The organism is Desnuesiella massiliensis (genome assembly GCF_001403615.1).
Classification (GTDB): Bacteria; Bacillota; Clostridia; order Clostridiales; family Clostridiaceae; genus Desnuesiella; species Desnuesiella massiliensis.
Genome location: NZ_LN879454.1, coordinates 654348 through 668990, shown reverse-complemented (window position 1 = coordinate 668990; position 14643 = coordinate 654348). Strand labels below are relative to the sequence as shown.

At 35.6% G+C, this 14643-nt stretch carries 14 protein-coding genes; 2 read left to right on the top strand and 12 right to left on the bottom strand.

Annotated features, from left to right (window positions below; genetic code table 11):
• Positions 1–34 precede the first annotated feature (34 nt).
• From BN2665_RS06845 to BN2665_RS06835, 3 genes are all read right to left on the bottom strand, one after another.
• Positions 35–2347 (bottom strand): ATP-dependent DNA helicase, encoded by a 2313-nt coding sequence (locus tag BN2665_RS06845; protein ID WP_055666351.1) that lies wholly within the window; start codon positions 2345–2347, stop codon positions 35–37.
• 557 nt (positions 2348–2904) lie between these two features.
• On the bottom strand, positions 2905–3336 hold the full coding sequence (locus tag BN2665_RS06840) for a sigma factor-like helix-turn-helix DNA-binding protein (protein ID WP_055666350.1): 432 nt from the start codon (positions 3334–3336) through the stop codon (positions 2905–2907).
• 490 nt (positions 3337–3826) lie between these two features.
• Positions 3827–4405 carry a hypothetical protein gene (locus BN2665_RS06835; RefSeq protein ID WP_055666349.1) on the bottom strand — a complete coding sequence of 193 codons (579 nt, stop codon included), beginning with the start codon at positions 4403–4405 and terminating at the stop codon, positions 3827–3829.
• 189 nt (positions 4406–4594) lie between these two features.
• On the opposite strand from BN2665_RS06835, the gene BN2665_RS06830 reads away from it, so the two are divergent.
• Both BN2665_RS06830 and BN2665_RS06825 read left to right on the top strand, forming a co-directional pair.
• Positions 4595–5011: a helix-turn-helix domain-containing protein gene (locus BN2665_RS06830; RefSeq protein WP_055666348.1), complete on the top strand. Its 417-nt coding sequence runs from the start codon at positions 4595–4597 to the stop codon at positions 5009–5011.
• Positions 5012–5076: 65 nt separating this feature from the next.
• Positions 5077–5589 carry an ImmA/IrrE family metallo-endopeptidase gene (locus BN2665_RS06825; RefSeq protein ID WP_055666347.1) on the top strand — a complete coding sequence of 171 codons (513 nt, stop codon included), beginning with the start codon at positions 5077–5079 and terminating at the stop codon, positions 5587–5589.
• 84 nt (positions 5590–5673) lie between these two features.
• Here the strand turns inward: BN2665_RS06825 and BN2665_RS06820 are convergent, their stop codons facing one another.
• From BN2665_RS06820 to BN2665_RS06780, 9 genes are all read right to left on the bottom strand, one after another.
• Positions 5674–6084, bottom strand: a complete 411-nt coding sequence (locus BN2665_RS06820; protein ID WP_055666346.1) for a hypothetical protein — start codon at positions 6082–6084, stop codon at positions 5674–5676.
• A 276-nt stretch (positions 6085–6360) separates the two neighbouring features.
• Entirely contained in the window at positions 6361–7203 is an 843-nt protein-coding gene (locus BN2665_RS06815) for a hypothetical protein (protein WP_055666345.1), read from the bottom strand.
• Between the two features lie 82 nt (positions 7204–7285).
• On the bottom strand, positions 7286–7861 hold the full coding sequence (locus BN2665_RS27535; protein ID WP_055666344.1) for an SEC-C metal-binding domain-containing protein: 576 nt from the start codon (positions 7859–7861) through the stop codon (positions 7286–7288).
• A gap of 48 nt (positions 7862–7909) precedes the next feature.
• Positions 7910–8302: a hypothetical protein gene (locus BN2665_RS06805; protein WP_055666343.1), complete on the bottom strand. Its 393-nt coding sequence runs from the start codon at positions 8300–8302 to the stop codon at positions 7910–7912.
• 169 nt (positions 8303–8471) lie between these two features.
• Entirely contained in the window at positions 8472–8852 is a 381-nt protein-coding gene (locus BN2665_RS06800) for a hypothetical protein (RefSeq protein ID WP_055666342.1), read from the bottom strand.
• 1 nt (position 8853) lies between these two features.
• Positions 8854–10023, bottom strand: a complete 1170-nt coding sequence (locus BN2665_RS06795; RefSeq protein ID WP_055666341.1) for a hypothetical protein — start codon at positions 10021–10023, stop codon at positions 8854–8856.
• A gap of 15 nt (positions 10024–10038) precedes the next feature.
• Positions 10039–10875: a hypothetical protein gene (locus BN2665_RS06790; protein ID WP_055666340.1), complete on the bottom strand. Its 837-nt coding sequence runs from the start codon at positions 10873–10875 to the stop codon at positions 10039–10041.
• 60 nt (positions 10876–10935) lie between these two features.
• Positions 10936–13155, bottom strand: a complete 2220-nt coding sequence (locus BN2665_RS06785; RefSeq protein ID WP_055666339.1) for a helix-turn-helix domain-containing protein — start codon at positions 13153–13155, stop codon at positions 10936–10938.
• Between the two features lie 576 nt (positions 13156–13731).
• Positions 13732–14643 carry an S-4TM family putative pore-forming effector gene (locus tag BN2665_RS06780; protein ID WP_055666338.1) on the bottom strand — a complete coding sequence of 304 codons (912 nt, stop codon included), beginning with the start codon at positions 14641–14643 and terminating at the stop codon, positions 13732–13734.

The window sequence follows — 14643 nt, the reverse complement described above, 5'->3', positions numbered from 1 at the left end:
AAAAAAGCGAGCAGCTATTCCCATAACCGCTCACTCAATCTTGATAAAAATATTCTTTTCTTTTTACTTTACGGAAAAATGCTTTTACCTCATCAAGAGAATCTGTCACCCTATAGTCTGATAGGGCACCAAGCACCCTCTTGCGGTACTTTCCTTTTTTACTGATCCTGAAATCTAAAATGGCAATGAGACCGGTATCAGTTTCACATCGAATCAAGCGCCCCATACCTTGCTTTAGCTTAATGAGCATTTCAGGAAAAATAATAAATTCTATAAACTCTTTCAACTCCGCATACTGTTTCTTCCTATGTTCCAAAATCGGTGTCGGTGTTGGAAACGGCAAGTTGACGATAATAAGTGAAGATAGAATATCTCCGGGACAGTCAACACCTTCCCAAAATGAGCCTGTAGCAAAAAGAACACTGTTTCCGCTGTTTTTAAAAGCTTCAACAATGTTCTTCTCACTTTTATCCATTTTCAGGACCGGATATTTGATTCTGTGTCTCGCCAATTCATATACTCTTGATAATAAAGAGTAGGAAGTAAACAAAATCACTGTATGCCCATAGGCTGCATCCACAATCCTTATAATTTCATCAGCTAAAGCCTCAATATACTCATTGCATTGTTTATCAGGAAATGGTACGTTTTCACTGACATAAAGCAATGCATTATTTTTATAGTCAAATGGAGAACGACAGCTCATCTCACTGATAAAATTTTTATTGACCTTATCTATTCCCGCATTGCTTTTGAAGTAGGTAAAGCCTCTATCATCTGATAATGTTCCGGAAGTCAAAATCTTTGGGATTCCGTTTTTCCATAGTACTTTGTGCAATTGATCCTCTAAATCTGTTGGGATGCAGCAGATAGAAACCAATTTGTCGCTCAAAGGGTTTTCAAGCCAGTAAATGATATTCTCTGTCCGGAAAAAAGTTTCAATCTGTTCTTTTGATTCCAAAAACATAATCTCCAATGTCCTGCTCTTTGAAATATCCACTGCACAGTATTCCTGAATATTTTCAATGATTTTTAACATGTCTAGAAGCAGTCTTTTTTCATTGCGCCCTATGAATATACCAATTTGTGATGTTTCATCATCTACAGCATCCAGGTTAATTTTTGAAACCAGACTTCTAAAAAATCTCGTCCTCAGAACAGATAAACTGTCTAACTTCATTTTTGCTATCTGTAAATATGCCTTATTACCTTTCAGATTGCTTTTTAGCACATTGGTCATGATCGTTATATCTTCACTTGAAAATCTTTTCCCAAATATTTGCATAGCTGCATCCGGCAATTTATGTGCCTCATCAATAATTTCTACAGAGTGTTCCGGAATAAGAGTATGCTGCCCTTTGACACGTTTCATTGTATCTGCCAAGTAATAGTTATGGTTACATACTTGAAAGTCATGAATTGATGATCTCGCATAATCCATATACTTGATATACTGGCATTCCTTATAGTAAGGGCAGGAAATTTCACAAGCTTTGGGTACATTGATTTTTTGAACAATATGGTTTTTCAACCCTTTGTATTCATCCAAATCAATTCCGTAATCCGGTATCTTTAATGCGGACAATTTATAAAGCAGTTCTCTGTCCACAGCTTTTTGACTACTCTTTAAATAACTCGTTAACCGGTCGTATCGCATCTGACAAAAGTAATGTTCTTTCCCCTTTCTTAAAACTGCACTTAAAGGACGATCAATCACCTTATTCTTCAGCAATATATCAGATAAGATTGGGACATAAGTGCGAACAATGGCATTTTGCAAATCAATACTGGATGTTGATATAACACAAGGGACAGAGCAGTATTCATTGTCCAAATATGTAAGTATACCTGCTTTGCTACGCTTTTGTCTTTCATAAAGAGCATAAACAACACAAGCAACTATGTAAGCATAGGTTTTTCCCGTTCCAACCTCTGCTTCGCAAATAGCAATATGATTCTGCTTAATTCCTTCATACATCATTTTAGATAGCTCAATTTGATTTTCCCTGATTGTAAATCCGCTTGCTGCCATCAGTTTTTTGAAGATAAATTCAATCATGGCATTCGGGTTTTCAGGAAGTGTGACTTGATAAGCAGGTGTAGCAATAAACTTCTCTATTAGTTTCTTTTTTATATCATCAGAATAAACTTGCTTGCTTTTAGCAAAAGCAACCATACAATTTCTCATCAAGCAAATTACATAGTAGGTATTTATGCTTCTATTTTCTTTCACCATGAAAATGTAGTTTTTATCAAATGTAAAAAGATAACGAAATTCGTTTCTGTTTCCATGCTTTTTGAGATATTGTTGCATTATCGATTCGTCTGTCGTTTTTATCTCAAACATAATTTTCCTCTCCTTAGTATTATGTGGGATACTTGACAGCACAATGATACGGTGGCCTGTACTACTATTTGAGCGATTTTGAATAATCAGCTTTCGTACAGGCCACCGCATAGTTTCTGCTGTCAAGCAATTCGTTTGAACAGTAGAATTGGTGTGTATCATATTTGTTCTCAACGCCCCTGATACAACTGAGGGGATATATCAGTTTGTCTTTGGAAAACATCATATAAGCTGACATGGCTATAAGTTCTCAAGCCAAATGAGCGTTATCCCGTCATTCGTTGCGGGCTGCCCAATGCGGTGAGGCGTTCAAGGCAGAAGTATCATTATTTATCCCTTTGTCGGTCATCGCAATTAGCCATTCCACTGGCTATTTCAAGCCGGAGGTGTTCGCTCGCGTCCAGGACGGTCATGGCGCTCCGCTTTCGTTGCTTGCCATTTCTGGCTGCAAAGGTGGTTTTCCTGATATACCGTATGTTCAGTTTTCAAGGAGCATAAGGAGAGTAAAAAATAACCCCCTCACTTCTAAGCCGGAAAAGTGAGGGGGGTGTACGGAATTATTTTTTATTTTCCATATATTTTTTTAGCTTCTTTAGGATTCTGTTCTTTCGATCACTTATGGTCATTACTGGTATGCCACTTTCCTCTGATAGCTGTCGCTGACTTTTTTCTTCATAAAATAATTGGATGATTAAATTCAGTTCATCATCAGACAAAAGGGATAGACACTCCCTTAATTTCTCAATCATGATTTTAGTGACAATAGAATCACAAATATCCTCTGTAAGCCTATCCACGAGCATTTCTTCTCCCAGAATATCCTCATAGGCATTATCAAACTGTGAATACAAGAACCTGCCATGTGCCAAATCCCGTTCTTCCAAATAGCGCTCTCTTCTGAGCATTTTGAAATACTCTCTGTAAATTTCTTCTGTTACCTGTTCAACGTGATTTCCAATGCGTATAAAAAACTTCTTTTCCTTATCCATTTTCTTAACCTCCAAATTTCGTTTTGATGAATGTTCAAGCGAAATTTGAAAGTCATGGATAACGGGCGATGCTTGTTTCCCACCGATTTGTGCTATAGATACAGGTCTTCATAAAGGCACCTCCAAAATTCCTGAAGTATGCCTTTAATACAAAAACGTCTAAAAACACGTCGTTTTGTTTTAAGGAATGTTCATGCTTAATATGAAAACGAGAGCTGTAAGTTCCCCGCCTTTTCATACAACTTTCTCCTGTTTCCGGGCATAAAAAAAGGCCGGAAGTGAACTAATCACCTCCGGCCTTAATCGCCGCCATATTTACTGATAAAACAGGGCATTAAAAAAGCCCCAAAATCCTATTTGGATATTGAGGCTGTAAGCTTCTATATTCAAGTTAATTTATGCCATAATTCACCAGCATAGACAGTGTAACATGTTGGAAGTCGGAAAGCAGTAGGGAATTAATCGGGACTTTGTCGGGATTAAGTCGGGATTAAGTCGGGGTTGTCCAAACAGCAAAAAAGCTCGGTATCTCACTTTCTCCTTCGATTGCAGCAAAAATTCCTCTCATTGATGGAATTGTATAGCCCCAAAGGCAAATAGCGAATAAATCAATCGCTTCCCGTTTTTTATCGTAATATGTACTACGCTCCATATTTAATAATTCAAGCATTTCCTGCTCTGAGTATTTGGAAACCGTCAAATATTGTTTACTTAATATTTCATGATACATCTTCCCGTTATCTGGATATTCATAAATTTTATTCATTGTGGAATCAATCAATGAAATGAGCCAATGTGTTTCAAATAAGGATCGTACATTTTCTGAAAACCTATTTTGTTCAGTTTCAGGCGCAAAATTAGCCAGGTACTCTAATGCTCTCTCCAAATTTTTACCGCAATAACATTCGGCACTCTCACATATTTGATAGGCTCTATTTGATGTTGACCACACGACCGGACGATATATTTTAAGAAGCAGTTTTGTTTTATGTAGAACCGTAGTGCGCTCTATATTTAATCCTTTATACATTAGTGCGCATTGTTTCATTACTTTGCTCTCTTTACGCATAGCATCTGTCCTTCCTTAATTTTCATATTGACATCTGTTTCAATCAAGTGTAACATATATAACGAACGAAGTTGCATATCGTATATCCAAATTATACACGAACACATTTTCGTTTGTCAATAGAATTATTGTGTACGATGTTGCATATTGAGCATATAAAAACGCATTGCTTAGGAAGGAGCCAATATCATGTTGTTTGGTGATAAAATTAAAGAACTGAGAACTTCGGCAGGAATGAGTCAACAAGAATTAGCAAATAAAGCAGGGCTTTCCTTACGATCTATTCAAAATTATGAGAGCAACCAAAGATACCCCAAAGACGTAGCGATTTTGAATAAGCTCTGCAAGGCATTGAATACCACAATAGAAGAACTGATGAAAGAAGAAGATAATTTTATTCAGGAAGCATCTGAAAAATACGGCACTCGTGGCAAAAAAGATGCTCAAAAATTAGTTGATGAGATAGGGGGCCTTTTTGCCGGTGGGGAATTGAATGAAGAAGATAAAGACAAAGTTTTTAGAGCTATCACTGAGATGTACTGGAGAGCCAAGGACAATAATAAGAAATATACCCCTAAGAAGTACCGAAAAGAGTCTGATGAATAGGTTACTGTCCGTTTTATAGTACACATTATTTGGTATAATGGGGATACTAAGGGGGTGAATCACGTATGCCGAACAAAGACTATATTCAATCGGTTGCTTCCGGGTTAATCAAGCGTTATGATACGAGAGATCCTTTTGAACTATGTAAAGCTATTGGAGTTGAAGTTTTTTATGCTGATTTAGGGCATCTCAAAGGAATGTACAAATATCTTAAACGGAACCGTTTTGCAGTCATCAATGAAAAACTTGATGACTACATAAAAAAGTTGGTCTGTGCTCATGAATTAGGGCACGACTTATTACATAGGGATTTGGCCAGGAGGGTATGCTTACAAGAATTTGTGCTATACGATATGAAAAGCCGTCCTGAATATGAAGCTAATCTATTCGCATCTGAGATTCTTCTACCGGATGATGCTATTTTTTCTTATGCACATGAAGGTTACGATATTGAACAAATCGCACGGATACTTTATACCGACATAAATTTAATCGCCCTAAAAATGGCTTCTATGAATGCCCGGGGATACCAATTTAGAACAGTTTATGATCCGAAATCCGATTTTTTAAAGAAATAAACAGAGCATTTTCTTCATCGAAAAGCTCTGTTTTATTTTATTGTATATTTTAGAACAATAGTTTTATTACAGTTGTTTGATATACTATGCAATATTTATGATTTCTTCCGCTATTCTTTTGGCTTCATTGATTGTTTCTATTAGCACATTTTTTTCATCTTGATTGATATCCGCCATGCGAGCTGCAGAAGCAAGCCTTCCATAAAATTCATATTTATTATTGTAATCAATGTACTCTTGAAAAATATCTTTAAGCTCATAAAAAATATAGCTTAATTCTTTGGCAAGCTTTGTGCATACCACCTGTCTCCCTGCAAACTCAACCTTCCCAGCCCCAATAACAATAGGCGGATTTCCCTGCCATAATTCAAGGTCTTTTGTCATAGCATCAGTAATGACAACATCTGCTCCACCCCACAAATGAACATTTTCACTCACTTTGAAGTTATTTGCCAAAACTTTTGCCTGCAAGTTCTCAATCTTTTTCATCAGCATATAATAATACCTCCGGCTTAGATAATTTTTTCATGAAATGTCCTTTTTCCATATTTTAAATGAGTATTCCGGCTCTGTTTGAGCCACCTGTCCGGACTTTCAGAGCCACCCTTCCGGTGGATGAGAGCCAGTATTCCGACATTAGGGAGCTAGTATCCCGCATTTATTCCACGGTTCTCTTGACAATGAGCCTCCATCGGCATGTTTTCAGGCATCAAGGGCACCACCCATACTGAACAAAGAAGCAGGGCTTTGGAGAATGGGTAATGCCCGGCGTTATAGCCTAACATGCCTTCTCATTGTCAAGAGACTTTCGCGGCATAAACGCTGCTTGGTTTTTCTGACCGGAATGGTGGCTCTCGCCACACCGGACCGGCGGCTCTGCCGCACAAGAATATTCATTTTAATAATGTCATCTGGAATAACATCATGTTTTACACACATTTCACATTTAAGACTGTAAGCATTTTTAAAAACAAATTTTTGCATTCCATAATTAATCATTTCCTTGCATATATTGATAACCTGAAAATCCATTGAATCCGATATATTCAAGCTGCATTCAATGACAGTTGGAATACCTATTTTTTGTAGTATTGGATAAACAATATCCTTTACAGGCCATGCAGCTCTTCTTGTTACCTCTCCGCCAAAAAATTCAAAGAATTCTTCACATCCTTTATATTCTATCAATTCTTTAGTTAGGACGAACCAGAGTAGCCCTTCCCTCCCAACAAAGGACCTATTTTTTTCAAATGTGGCAAAGCTGTCTTTTATCTTTTCAAGTATAACTCTATCAATTCCAATACTTTTGAATTCATCAATAAGAGTGCTCTGAAATTTCTGTGGCCTTAAAACAGTTAGGCCTTTTCTCTGAATGCCATTCCAATTTATAATTTTAGTACAGTGATATCCTCGAATTTTATGCTTAATGAGTATATTCTTTAGATCTTCAACACTTTCATCATATACACGACAATAAACCGGGTTCAATATGTATGAGCCATCACATAAGGATTGTTCTTCACGTTCCTTCTCATCTTTAATATAATAAGCTCTATTTTCTAAAATCTCTAATATTTGTACAGGCCAAGTATCAACCTGATCTAATTCAATCATCAACTAAATGTTCCTTTCACTTGTCATGTTCATAGGTAAAAATCCTAAAACCCATTGAATATCTTAATAATAGAAAATAATATCATAAAGCCCCACAGCATTTTTTATATTTCAATCCACTTCCGCAAAAGCAGGGGTCATTTCGTCCAAATTTACTATTCAGGCCATTTAAATAGCCCAACAATTCCTTTTTCCTTGAGAGCAAGGTTCTTAAAGCTTTGATATCATTTTTTTCTACTGCTGAAAATACTTGTTCAGCAGTTTTTAGAAATTCAATTATATTCGGATCATTCCTTAGAGATATGCGCACATTATCAACTCTTTGACCAGTAAAAGTCTTATCTCTATCAGGTAAAAACAATATTTTATTAACTCCATAGTCATTCGGTGTAATATCAACGAATTCCCCGGAAGGGCTTACCCAAATTGCATGAAATTCAGCCTCAATATATATCGTAGGCCACTCCCAGATAACCCACCCATGTTGAATAGAGCCTCCCTGTTTTTGAACCCTTAAATTCACATTTTCAAAGCACTCATGAGGTATAGCGTTTTTATCCGGTTTCACTTCTATGTAAAAGGGCTTATACTCAGGATCAAGTTTTTCACACAGGTCTCTTATTTGTTTTGATATTATCACTGGAGTAGTTGTTTTCATTAATAACAGCCCTCCATTTCCCCATAAGTTATAATTCCATGGCTCCTTTTACTCATTGTAAGTAATTTGAACCTTAATGTGAAAACTATTAAAGCAGGGACCATACCTTTTCTTTCCTTTTGGAGAGCCTTCATAACCTTGGCACCTTCTATCGGTTTCAAATTCAGTACGTTTGCTTTCAACCATATTTCGTATAATAGAACCAATGTTAAAACCGCCATTATAGCATCGTGAATTACTGCAATTAATAAATTCACCCATATTTTCTTTGGAATAAACCTGTTTTTTACTGAGTTCATATACTCCTTCCCCATCCTCTTCAACTTCAACTCTGATATTTTTAATCTGCGGAAATGCCTCAGAGAAGCTTACTTTACTACAAAATGCATAATCTGTGCTGTTAAAAACATCTGAAGCTTTATCTCTCTTGTTTGCCGGCATGCTGGTAACCCCCTTCTCTTTCACTACTATCATAATTTGTTTTCTTTTGACTCCTCTTTTTTAATACCCCTAATTGACTGCATTTTGAAAATTATAATTCGATCAATAAAAGTTCAGAAACGTAGTTCCTATTGAAATTAAATCCATTTCTTAGAAAACACTAAGAAATTCATTTTTTCATACCATTAAGCAATTCATGTATGTATGCATCAAAATTTGAAGCAATTACCTCAATTTTAGGAAGTTTGCTTCCATGAACACAGGTTACGATCTTGCCATCCATTATTGCAATTGGATCGCTTTCCCGGGTTGCAAAAACAAAATATTTATCACCGAGGTTATATTCATTTTGCAAAGACTTTAATCTATTTGTAGGATAAAGTTTAACTGAAGTCAGATCATTTAAGACAATTTCCACATCAACTGGAACATACTGTGAGTAAAATGGAACAAGCTCTCTTGGTATTTCTAAATTGATATCTCCAGATCTCTCAAAAGTATTCCTTGCATCTTGCATTATAATAGCATTAATAAATTCTGTATAATCCAAATTACACACCTCCGTAAAACACAGGTTCGCATTTTTGTATGGTATATATGTGTACTTGTTCAGAAATCAAATTTCTATATTTACTTTCGGAAATCTTATATACCAATACGATTACACCAATGCTTATTGAAACCACTACACCAGCATATCCACCCCATAAACCTTGTGCAATAAGCGCTATCAGTAAAACTGTAGTGGAAAACGCTGCAGATTTCCCAACTCTCAGCAAGCACTCTTTGGTACTGTATCCTTTAAGTTTAAGCTTAATAAATTGGTAGACAGAAAAAATAATAATTGTCATACCTCCCATTACTGCCATATTACACATTTTTGCAATATTCTCCGTAACAGTCATGCCTAAATTTCCAACAATGCCCTGCAAAGCATTTGTTGATATTTCACCTATTCCTCTTGTTACAAGATGAGTTACTACACCCAATGCTGCACTCTCAACACCTGTTTTACCTCCAACGATTGTAGCATGTCTTATACTTTCAGAAGAAACACCAGATTGTGCTAATGTAACAATAAAACCCAAGGTAAACCCAATACCTAAGCCAATTGCGGCAGCAGCGCCGATTCCTGTAAGTTCATTTTTGAACACCCTAGTATGATTGGCTTTTTCTAAGCGTTCATTTCTGTCAATCAAATCACCACTTGTTTGATTTCTGAAATCTCCATCATGCATCTCCAAATGCTCAGCCCGGTCTTTAGCAAACTTAATATTGTCTGGATTTGCTTGTTGCGAAGGGTTATCAGCCACATTATTGATGTGATGCCCTTCAGCACCTTTTACTTTACCCGAATCAAATATTTCTTGCTTTTGTGATGATGACCAATCAGTTGTACCCTTTCCACCCATTTGTAATTCAGCATGCTCATATTTCCATGCCAATTCCACACCTTTATTCCGAAGAATATCATTAGTACCAGAGCCACTTGCAATCATTTCATTTACACGTTGCTGATAATCTCGCCTAATATCATTCAGATTGGTAAAAATATCATTAAACTGAGTATTGAATTCATTTGTTGTTGACATTGTTCCAAAAGTGTTAACTGATTGAATTCCAACTGTGAACATTCCCGGATTAATGCCACTAAGATTTGTTAAATTTGACGAGCTATAGGTTATTTGGCTGAAGGTCAGGCTCATTTTCTTAGACTGCATAACAATACCTCACCTTCATCTCTTTATTTTTTCTGTATCGATAGAAATTTGTGTTAGTCTGAATTTACCCTCATCATCCAACTTGCTAAATACAAACGAATAGACATGGTTGTAATAAATTAGCGTTTCGTTAAACAGTTTTGCAGGATCATATGAGAATAATCGCTTTGATACAAGTGTAAAAAGCTGAGATTGGCTATTTTTGTATTTAGCTTCGTTTTCTCTGAATTCATCAAATACATGCTTAAAATCTTTTACTGCCGTTCTATTATATTCTGTATTACTTAGCAAATTAAGTTCCATCATCTTATCGCTTATTATGACAGAGTATTCCTTTGTTAACGTGTCATATAAAGCCTTTTGTTCATTAGTGAGAGCGTCCTTTACAAGAGTATTTTCCTTCTCATTTATCTTAATAAGAAGAGCGTCAAAATCCTCTTGTTTCTTTGCTGATAACAGCTTGTTTTTATAATCTACCAATTCTGTAAGTAATTCATTATTGTCTGCAACAAGCTTGTCATTGTGCTTTGAGATGATTTCCTGCTCCAATTCCATAATTGCATTCGAAGTCTTTATAAGCTTGTCCCTGCAGGCTTTAATGAACAATAATTGTTCAGTGCTCATTTCGGCATTTTCAGAGTAAAATACGAGCGCTGTTTCAGCTTCACTGATAAAGTATTTCCTTGTTTTAATTTCTATTGGATAATTTGCGATAGTACATGTAAAATCAAAATATTTACTAAAAATATCTTTGTTGCCAAGGTCTTTGCTATAGAGGTTTTTGCCTACCGTGTGTGCATCCCAAATATTATTGGCTGCTATAAGGTCTTCAAATAATCTCAGTTGTTCCATTTTTATCCTTCCTCTCGTTATTCAAGGCATCCCACTTATTTATCATCTCAAACCAGTTCTTTATAGCGGAATGCCTGCAAGAAAATTTTTAAATTCCTCCGCCGCTTTAATCTTGTGTTGGATGTCTCGAATGTTATATGAGGACACCATTTCTTCAAGATTACGAATATAGTCCTTCCATTCTTTATCCAAAGCATCAGCAGCTATATTAAACGCATTTACAGTATCTGTCCAAAACTGTTCAATACTCTCTTTATATTTCATCAAGCAATTTTTTGCATCATACTCCTTAACAATCTTCTTAGCCAAACTTTTTTCCCAGCCACCAGATAATAGTGCAAATACTGAAATTGCCGCAATAATAGCCAGTGCGATACCTATCACAATTGGTCCACCTATTGCAGATACAGCAGCCGCCGCTCCAGCTGTCCCCCCTGCAACCGAAATACCAAGCGCAGATAGCAAACTTACCCCCTTAGCTACAAGGATATACGCACCTAAATTCCCGAGTGAAGCCGCCCAAAATGCCAATCCACCAAACGTAACCGCCCCTGCTAATCCGGAAGCAAAAGCCTTCGTCACATCAAAGGAAAACTTAATATCTCCAACATCCACAGAGAAATTATTACTATTGATGCTACCTTCAAAGTCCGCAAGATATTTATCAATTTTTTCTTTTAATTCATCAGAGTGGTCTTTTAAGATATCCTGCATTTTATTTTGTAAGGTTGAATTAATATAGCTTACCAATGACTGAATATCTTCCTTTTTTTTCTTAAATCCTTTTTCTTTAATAATAGAAACAATTTTATCCGTAGATATAACACGACCATATTCATCCGCAAATTTATCTACAGAGGAGAAAGACATTTTTTTAATATCAGAGACCAAATCCATTCTACGATTTTGGTTTTCGTTTGCTCTCTTAGGTTCATTCTTTTTAATTTCTTTTAATAAAAGTTCATATTTATCACGTTCAGCAATAATGTTACTATATTCAGCTATTTCGTTATCCAGATTAACGCCAGTTTCTTTGATATACTGTCTTACAAAATCCTTAGCTTTTTCATTGATTATTTGTGGTAGTTTTTCTACTAAAATTTTTATTTCTTTTTCGAATTCTACTCTCAATCGTTCAATATCAGTTGTATATGTAAAAAAGCGGCTTCTGATAATACCGTAGTTATAATCGTACCCGGATATTTCCTTTTTATTGCTCCAGAACCCTATTGGCATTGTTTGAAGCAATCTGGCACAACCATTATCAAGTATAGTGGCTAGTGATTTAGGATTACCTCCATCGACAGTATGAGCATGTGATGCAATCACAAACAGATTTGAAAGTGGCTTGAGTTCATTTTCTTTTTTATTTTCAATAACATTCAAAGAGTTAATAGCTTCTTTCAGATATTCTATGCTTCCACCTTGCATAAACTGTCCAGCATGTGACATGTAAATCAAAACATCAGCAAATTCCTTTGCTTTTAAAGTCATTGTATCATCTTCAACACGATCACCTGTTCCAAATCCCGGTAAATCAATAACATCACAATTTTTCAGAATTTCACTGTCAACAAAGATTATAGCAGAACCAGCCTCGTTCGTTCCGTACATTTCCCCTTGTCGGGTACCATAATCCTTCAGAATATCAGCACTTCCTCCAGCTAACTTCCAAGACCTGCAATATTCTTCATTATTTAATTTTTTTTCATCCCAACCAACAACGCCATCAAATGATGCTTTAAAAATCCAAGCCTCCTCCTCAATATAATTTGGTCTATCTTTTATATGCTTAATATAAACAGTTATTGATGTTGTTGGCGTCCATGAAGTAGGCATTTTTTCTGCACCAATAACTGAGTTTATCAATCTGCTCTTACCTACATCAGAATGTCCAACAATTGCAACTTTGGGCTTTGCAATCACTCTTTCCACCTTTTCTCTGAGTTCGCTTATATACTTATCATAATTCTCACCCCACTGGCTACGATAACTTGCTCCACAATCAATTATGTAATCAACTATCGTACGTTTAGTGAAATCAGCACTACGCCAAGTATCATCTACCTCTAAAGGCTTTGGGGTCGGGCGTTTATATTTGATTAGTTCATCAAGGGTTGTACCTGTAACATTAGCTATTTTCACCAATACTTCAAGAGGGATTTGTTCTGTAGATTGCTCTAACCTTGAAATATAATCTTGACGGACCCCAATAAGATTTGCAAATTCTGCCTGTGTCATTTTAAAAGTATTTTCTCGAAAGCTCTTTAAGTCAAACATTTTTTCCTCCTTCAATTTCTGCACAATATTCATTTTTTACTCCATAAATTTATTTACATTCCATATCTTAGCAAATAGATTTGCATTAGTCAATATGTTTTATGCAAAATTGCATATTTTATATTTAAATAATGTTAATGTGCATATTAATAAAAAATCCGGCCATGGCTTTTTCAGCCTCAACCGGCGATGCAATTTTGCAAATACTTTTTATAATTAAACCGCTATCTCAACCTTCGAAGGGTCTGCTGCAACCAATACCGAACATGGATATTTCTTCATTTCGTATCGTCCGCGCACATACAAATTTCAGAAAGTTTACCTATCTTTTACTCGCGATCGCTCTACCCCTGCCTATAAAGGGCTTGATATTTCGGGAGTTGTCGTACATATTGTATCTATACATACATTTATAAAACGATATAGCTACTCCTGTTCCTAAAGGCTCGCTACTACGTTCCTTCTAAATTTACCATACGAATCCCCCGTTATTCCGTAGTACATAAAGTACCTGCAAGCCATTATTATTCCAGTCTTCCCATTAAGGTAAATAAATGTACTCATCGGGATCAAAAATTATTCATTGTATTGAGTTTTAATCAATTCTACTAACTCCTTATTTGATGTCTGTGCTATATCTTCATATCGGTCACGATATCTGAAATAAAATCTATCCGGTATCAGAGGACTCGCTGATCGATTTTCAAAAATCATATCTTGTAAACATCTAATATCATTTTGCAATTTTTCATCTGGATACAACTCTTTCGCTCTTAGTCTTTCAATAATACTATCAAGTTTATTTTTCATATCATTCAAATTTTGAATTGCTTTTTTATTATCACGGTCAATTTTATAAACAAGAACGCCTCCAGGTAAAATTGGTGAAATAACAGACATAATAAATCCACTGAGCGTGATGCCATTAAATAATGCTATTAATAACAAAAAGATAAAAATGGTCGCTGTGCTAAGAATTAGAAAATTAGAGTATTTTTCTCTTAATTTTTGATTCCACCAGCAATTAGTGCTTTGGCAAATAATTCTGCCATATTTTAGATCTGCCATATCCATTCCAGGATACCAATTTACTAACAAGTCAAAGTTTTTATTTTTTGAAAGATACTTCTTACTATTTTCTTGTATAGTTTCTAACATAGTTCCATGGCTATTTTTTATATAATTAAAGGGGATTTGTAGTACGTCACAGTCAAAATCTTCTTGAATAATTGCAGCATTGAGTCTAAGATTTTCAATCCTTTTCGTCAAGAACAACTCATCAAATAGTACACAGAGAATCGACAAAACTGTTATGTAAACCGCATATTCTTTGCTTATGATATTGCCAATTATTGCAAAGACTATAACAGCCATTCCACTTATAGCAAACTGAATGTGCATCATTTTCTTGGCATCAGAATATAGTTGTCTCTGAGCAGCCAGTCTCTTTAAATTTAATTTACTATTCTGCCTTTCATTAATGCTCAT

What these genes read in the sequence shown, in the direction of transcription:
- BN2665_RS06785 (WP_055666339.1), bottom strand. Translation starts at nt 13,155, where the DNA reads ATGTTTGACTTAAAGAGCTTTCGAGAAAATACTTTTAAAATGACACAG.
- BN2665_RS06830 (WP_055666348.1), top strand. Translation starts at nt 4,595, where the DNA reads ATGTTGTTTGGTGATAAAATTAAAGAACTGAGAACTTCGGCAGGAATG.
- BN2665_RS27535 (WP_055666344.1), bottom strand. Translation starts at nt 7,861, where the DNA reads ATGAAAACAACTACTCCAGTGATAATATCAAAACAAATAAGAGACCTG.
- BN2665_RS06835 (WP_055666349.1), bottom strand. Translation starts at nt 4,405, where the DNA reads ATGCGTAAAGAGAGCAAAGTAATGAAACAATGCGCACTAATGTATAAA.
- BN2665_RS06780 (WP_055666338.1), bottom strand. Translation starts at nt 14,643, where the DNA reads ATGAGCATTAATGAAAGGCAGAATAGTAAATTAAATTTAAAGAGACTG.
- BN2665_RS06790 (WP_055666340.1), bottom strand. Translation starts at nt 10,875, where the DNA reads ATGGAACAACTGAGATTATTTGAAGACCTTATAGCAGCCAATAATATT.
- BN2665_RS06820 (WP_055666346.1), bottom strand. Translation starts at nt 6,084, where the DNA reads ATGCTGATGAAAAAGATTGAGAACTTGCAGGCAAAAGTTTTGGCAAAT.
- BN2665_RS06815 (WP_055666345.1), bottom strand. Translation starts at nt 7,203, where the DNA reads ATGATTGAATTAGATCAGGTTGATACTTGGCCTGTACAAATATTAGAG.
- BN2665_RS06805 (WP_055666343.1), bottom strand. Translation starts at nt 8,302, where the DNA reads ATGCCGGCAAACAAGAGAGATAAAGCTTCAGATGTTTTTAACAGCACA.
- BN2665_RS06840 (WP_055666350.1), bottom strand. Translation starts at nt 3,336, where the DNA reads ATGGATAAGGAAAAGAAGTTTTTTATACGCATTGGAAATCACGTTGAA.
- BN2665_RS06845 (WP_055666351.1), bottom strand. Translation starts at nt 2,347, where the DNA reads ATGTTTGAGATAAAAACGACAGACGAATCGATAATGCAACAATATCTC.
- BN2665_RS06825 (WP_055666347.1), top strand. Translation starts at nt 5,077, where the DNA reads ATGCCGAACAAAGACTATATTCAATCGGTTGCTTCCGGGTTAATCAAG.
- BN2665_RS06795 (WP_055666341.1), bottom strand. Translation starts at nt 10,023, where the DNA reads ATGCAGTCTAAGAAAATGAGCCTGACCTTCAGCCAAATAACCTATAGC.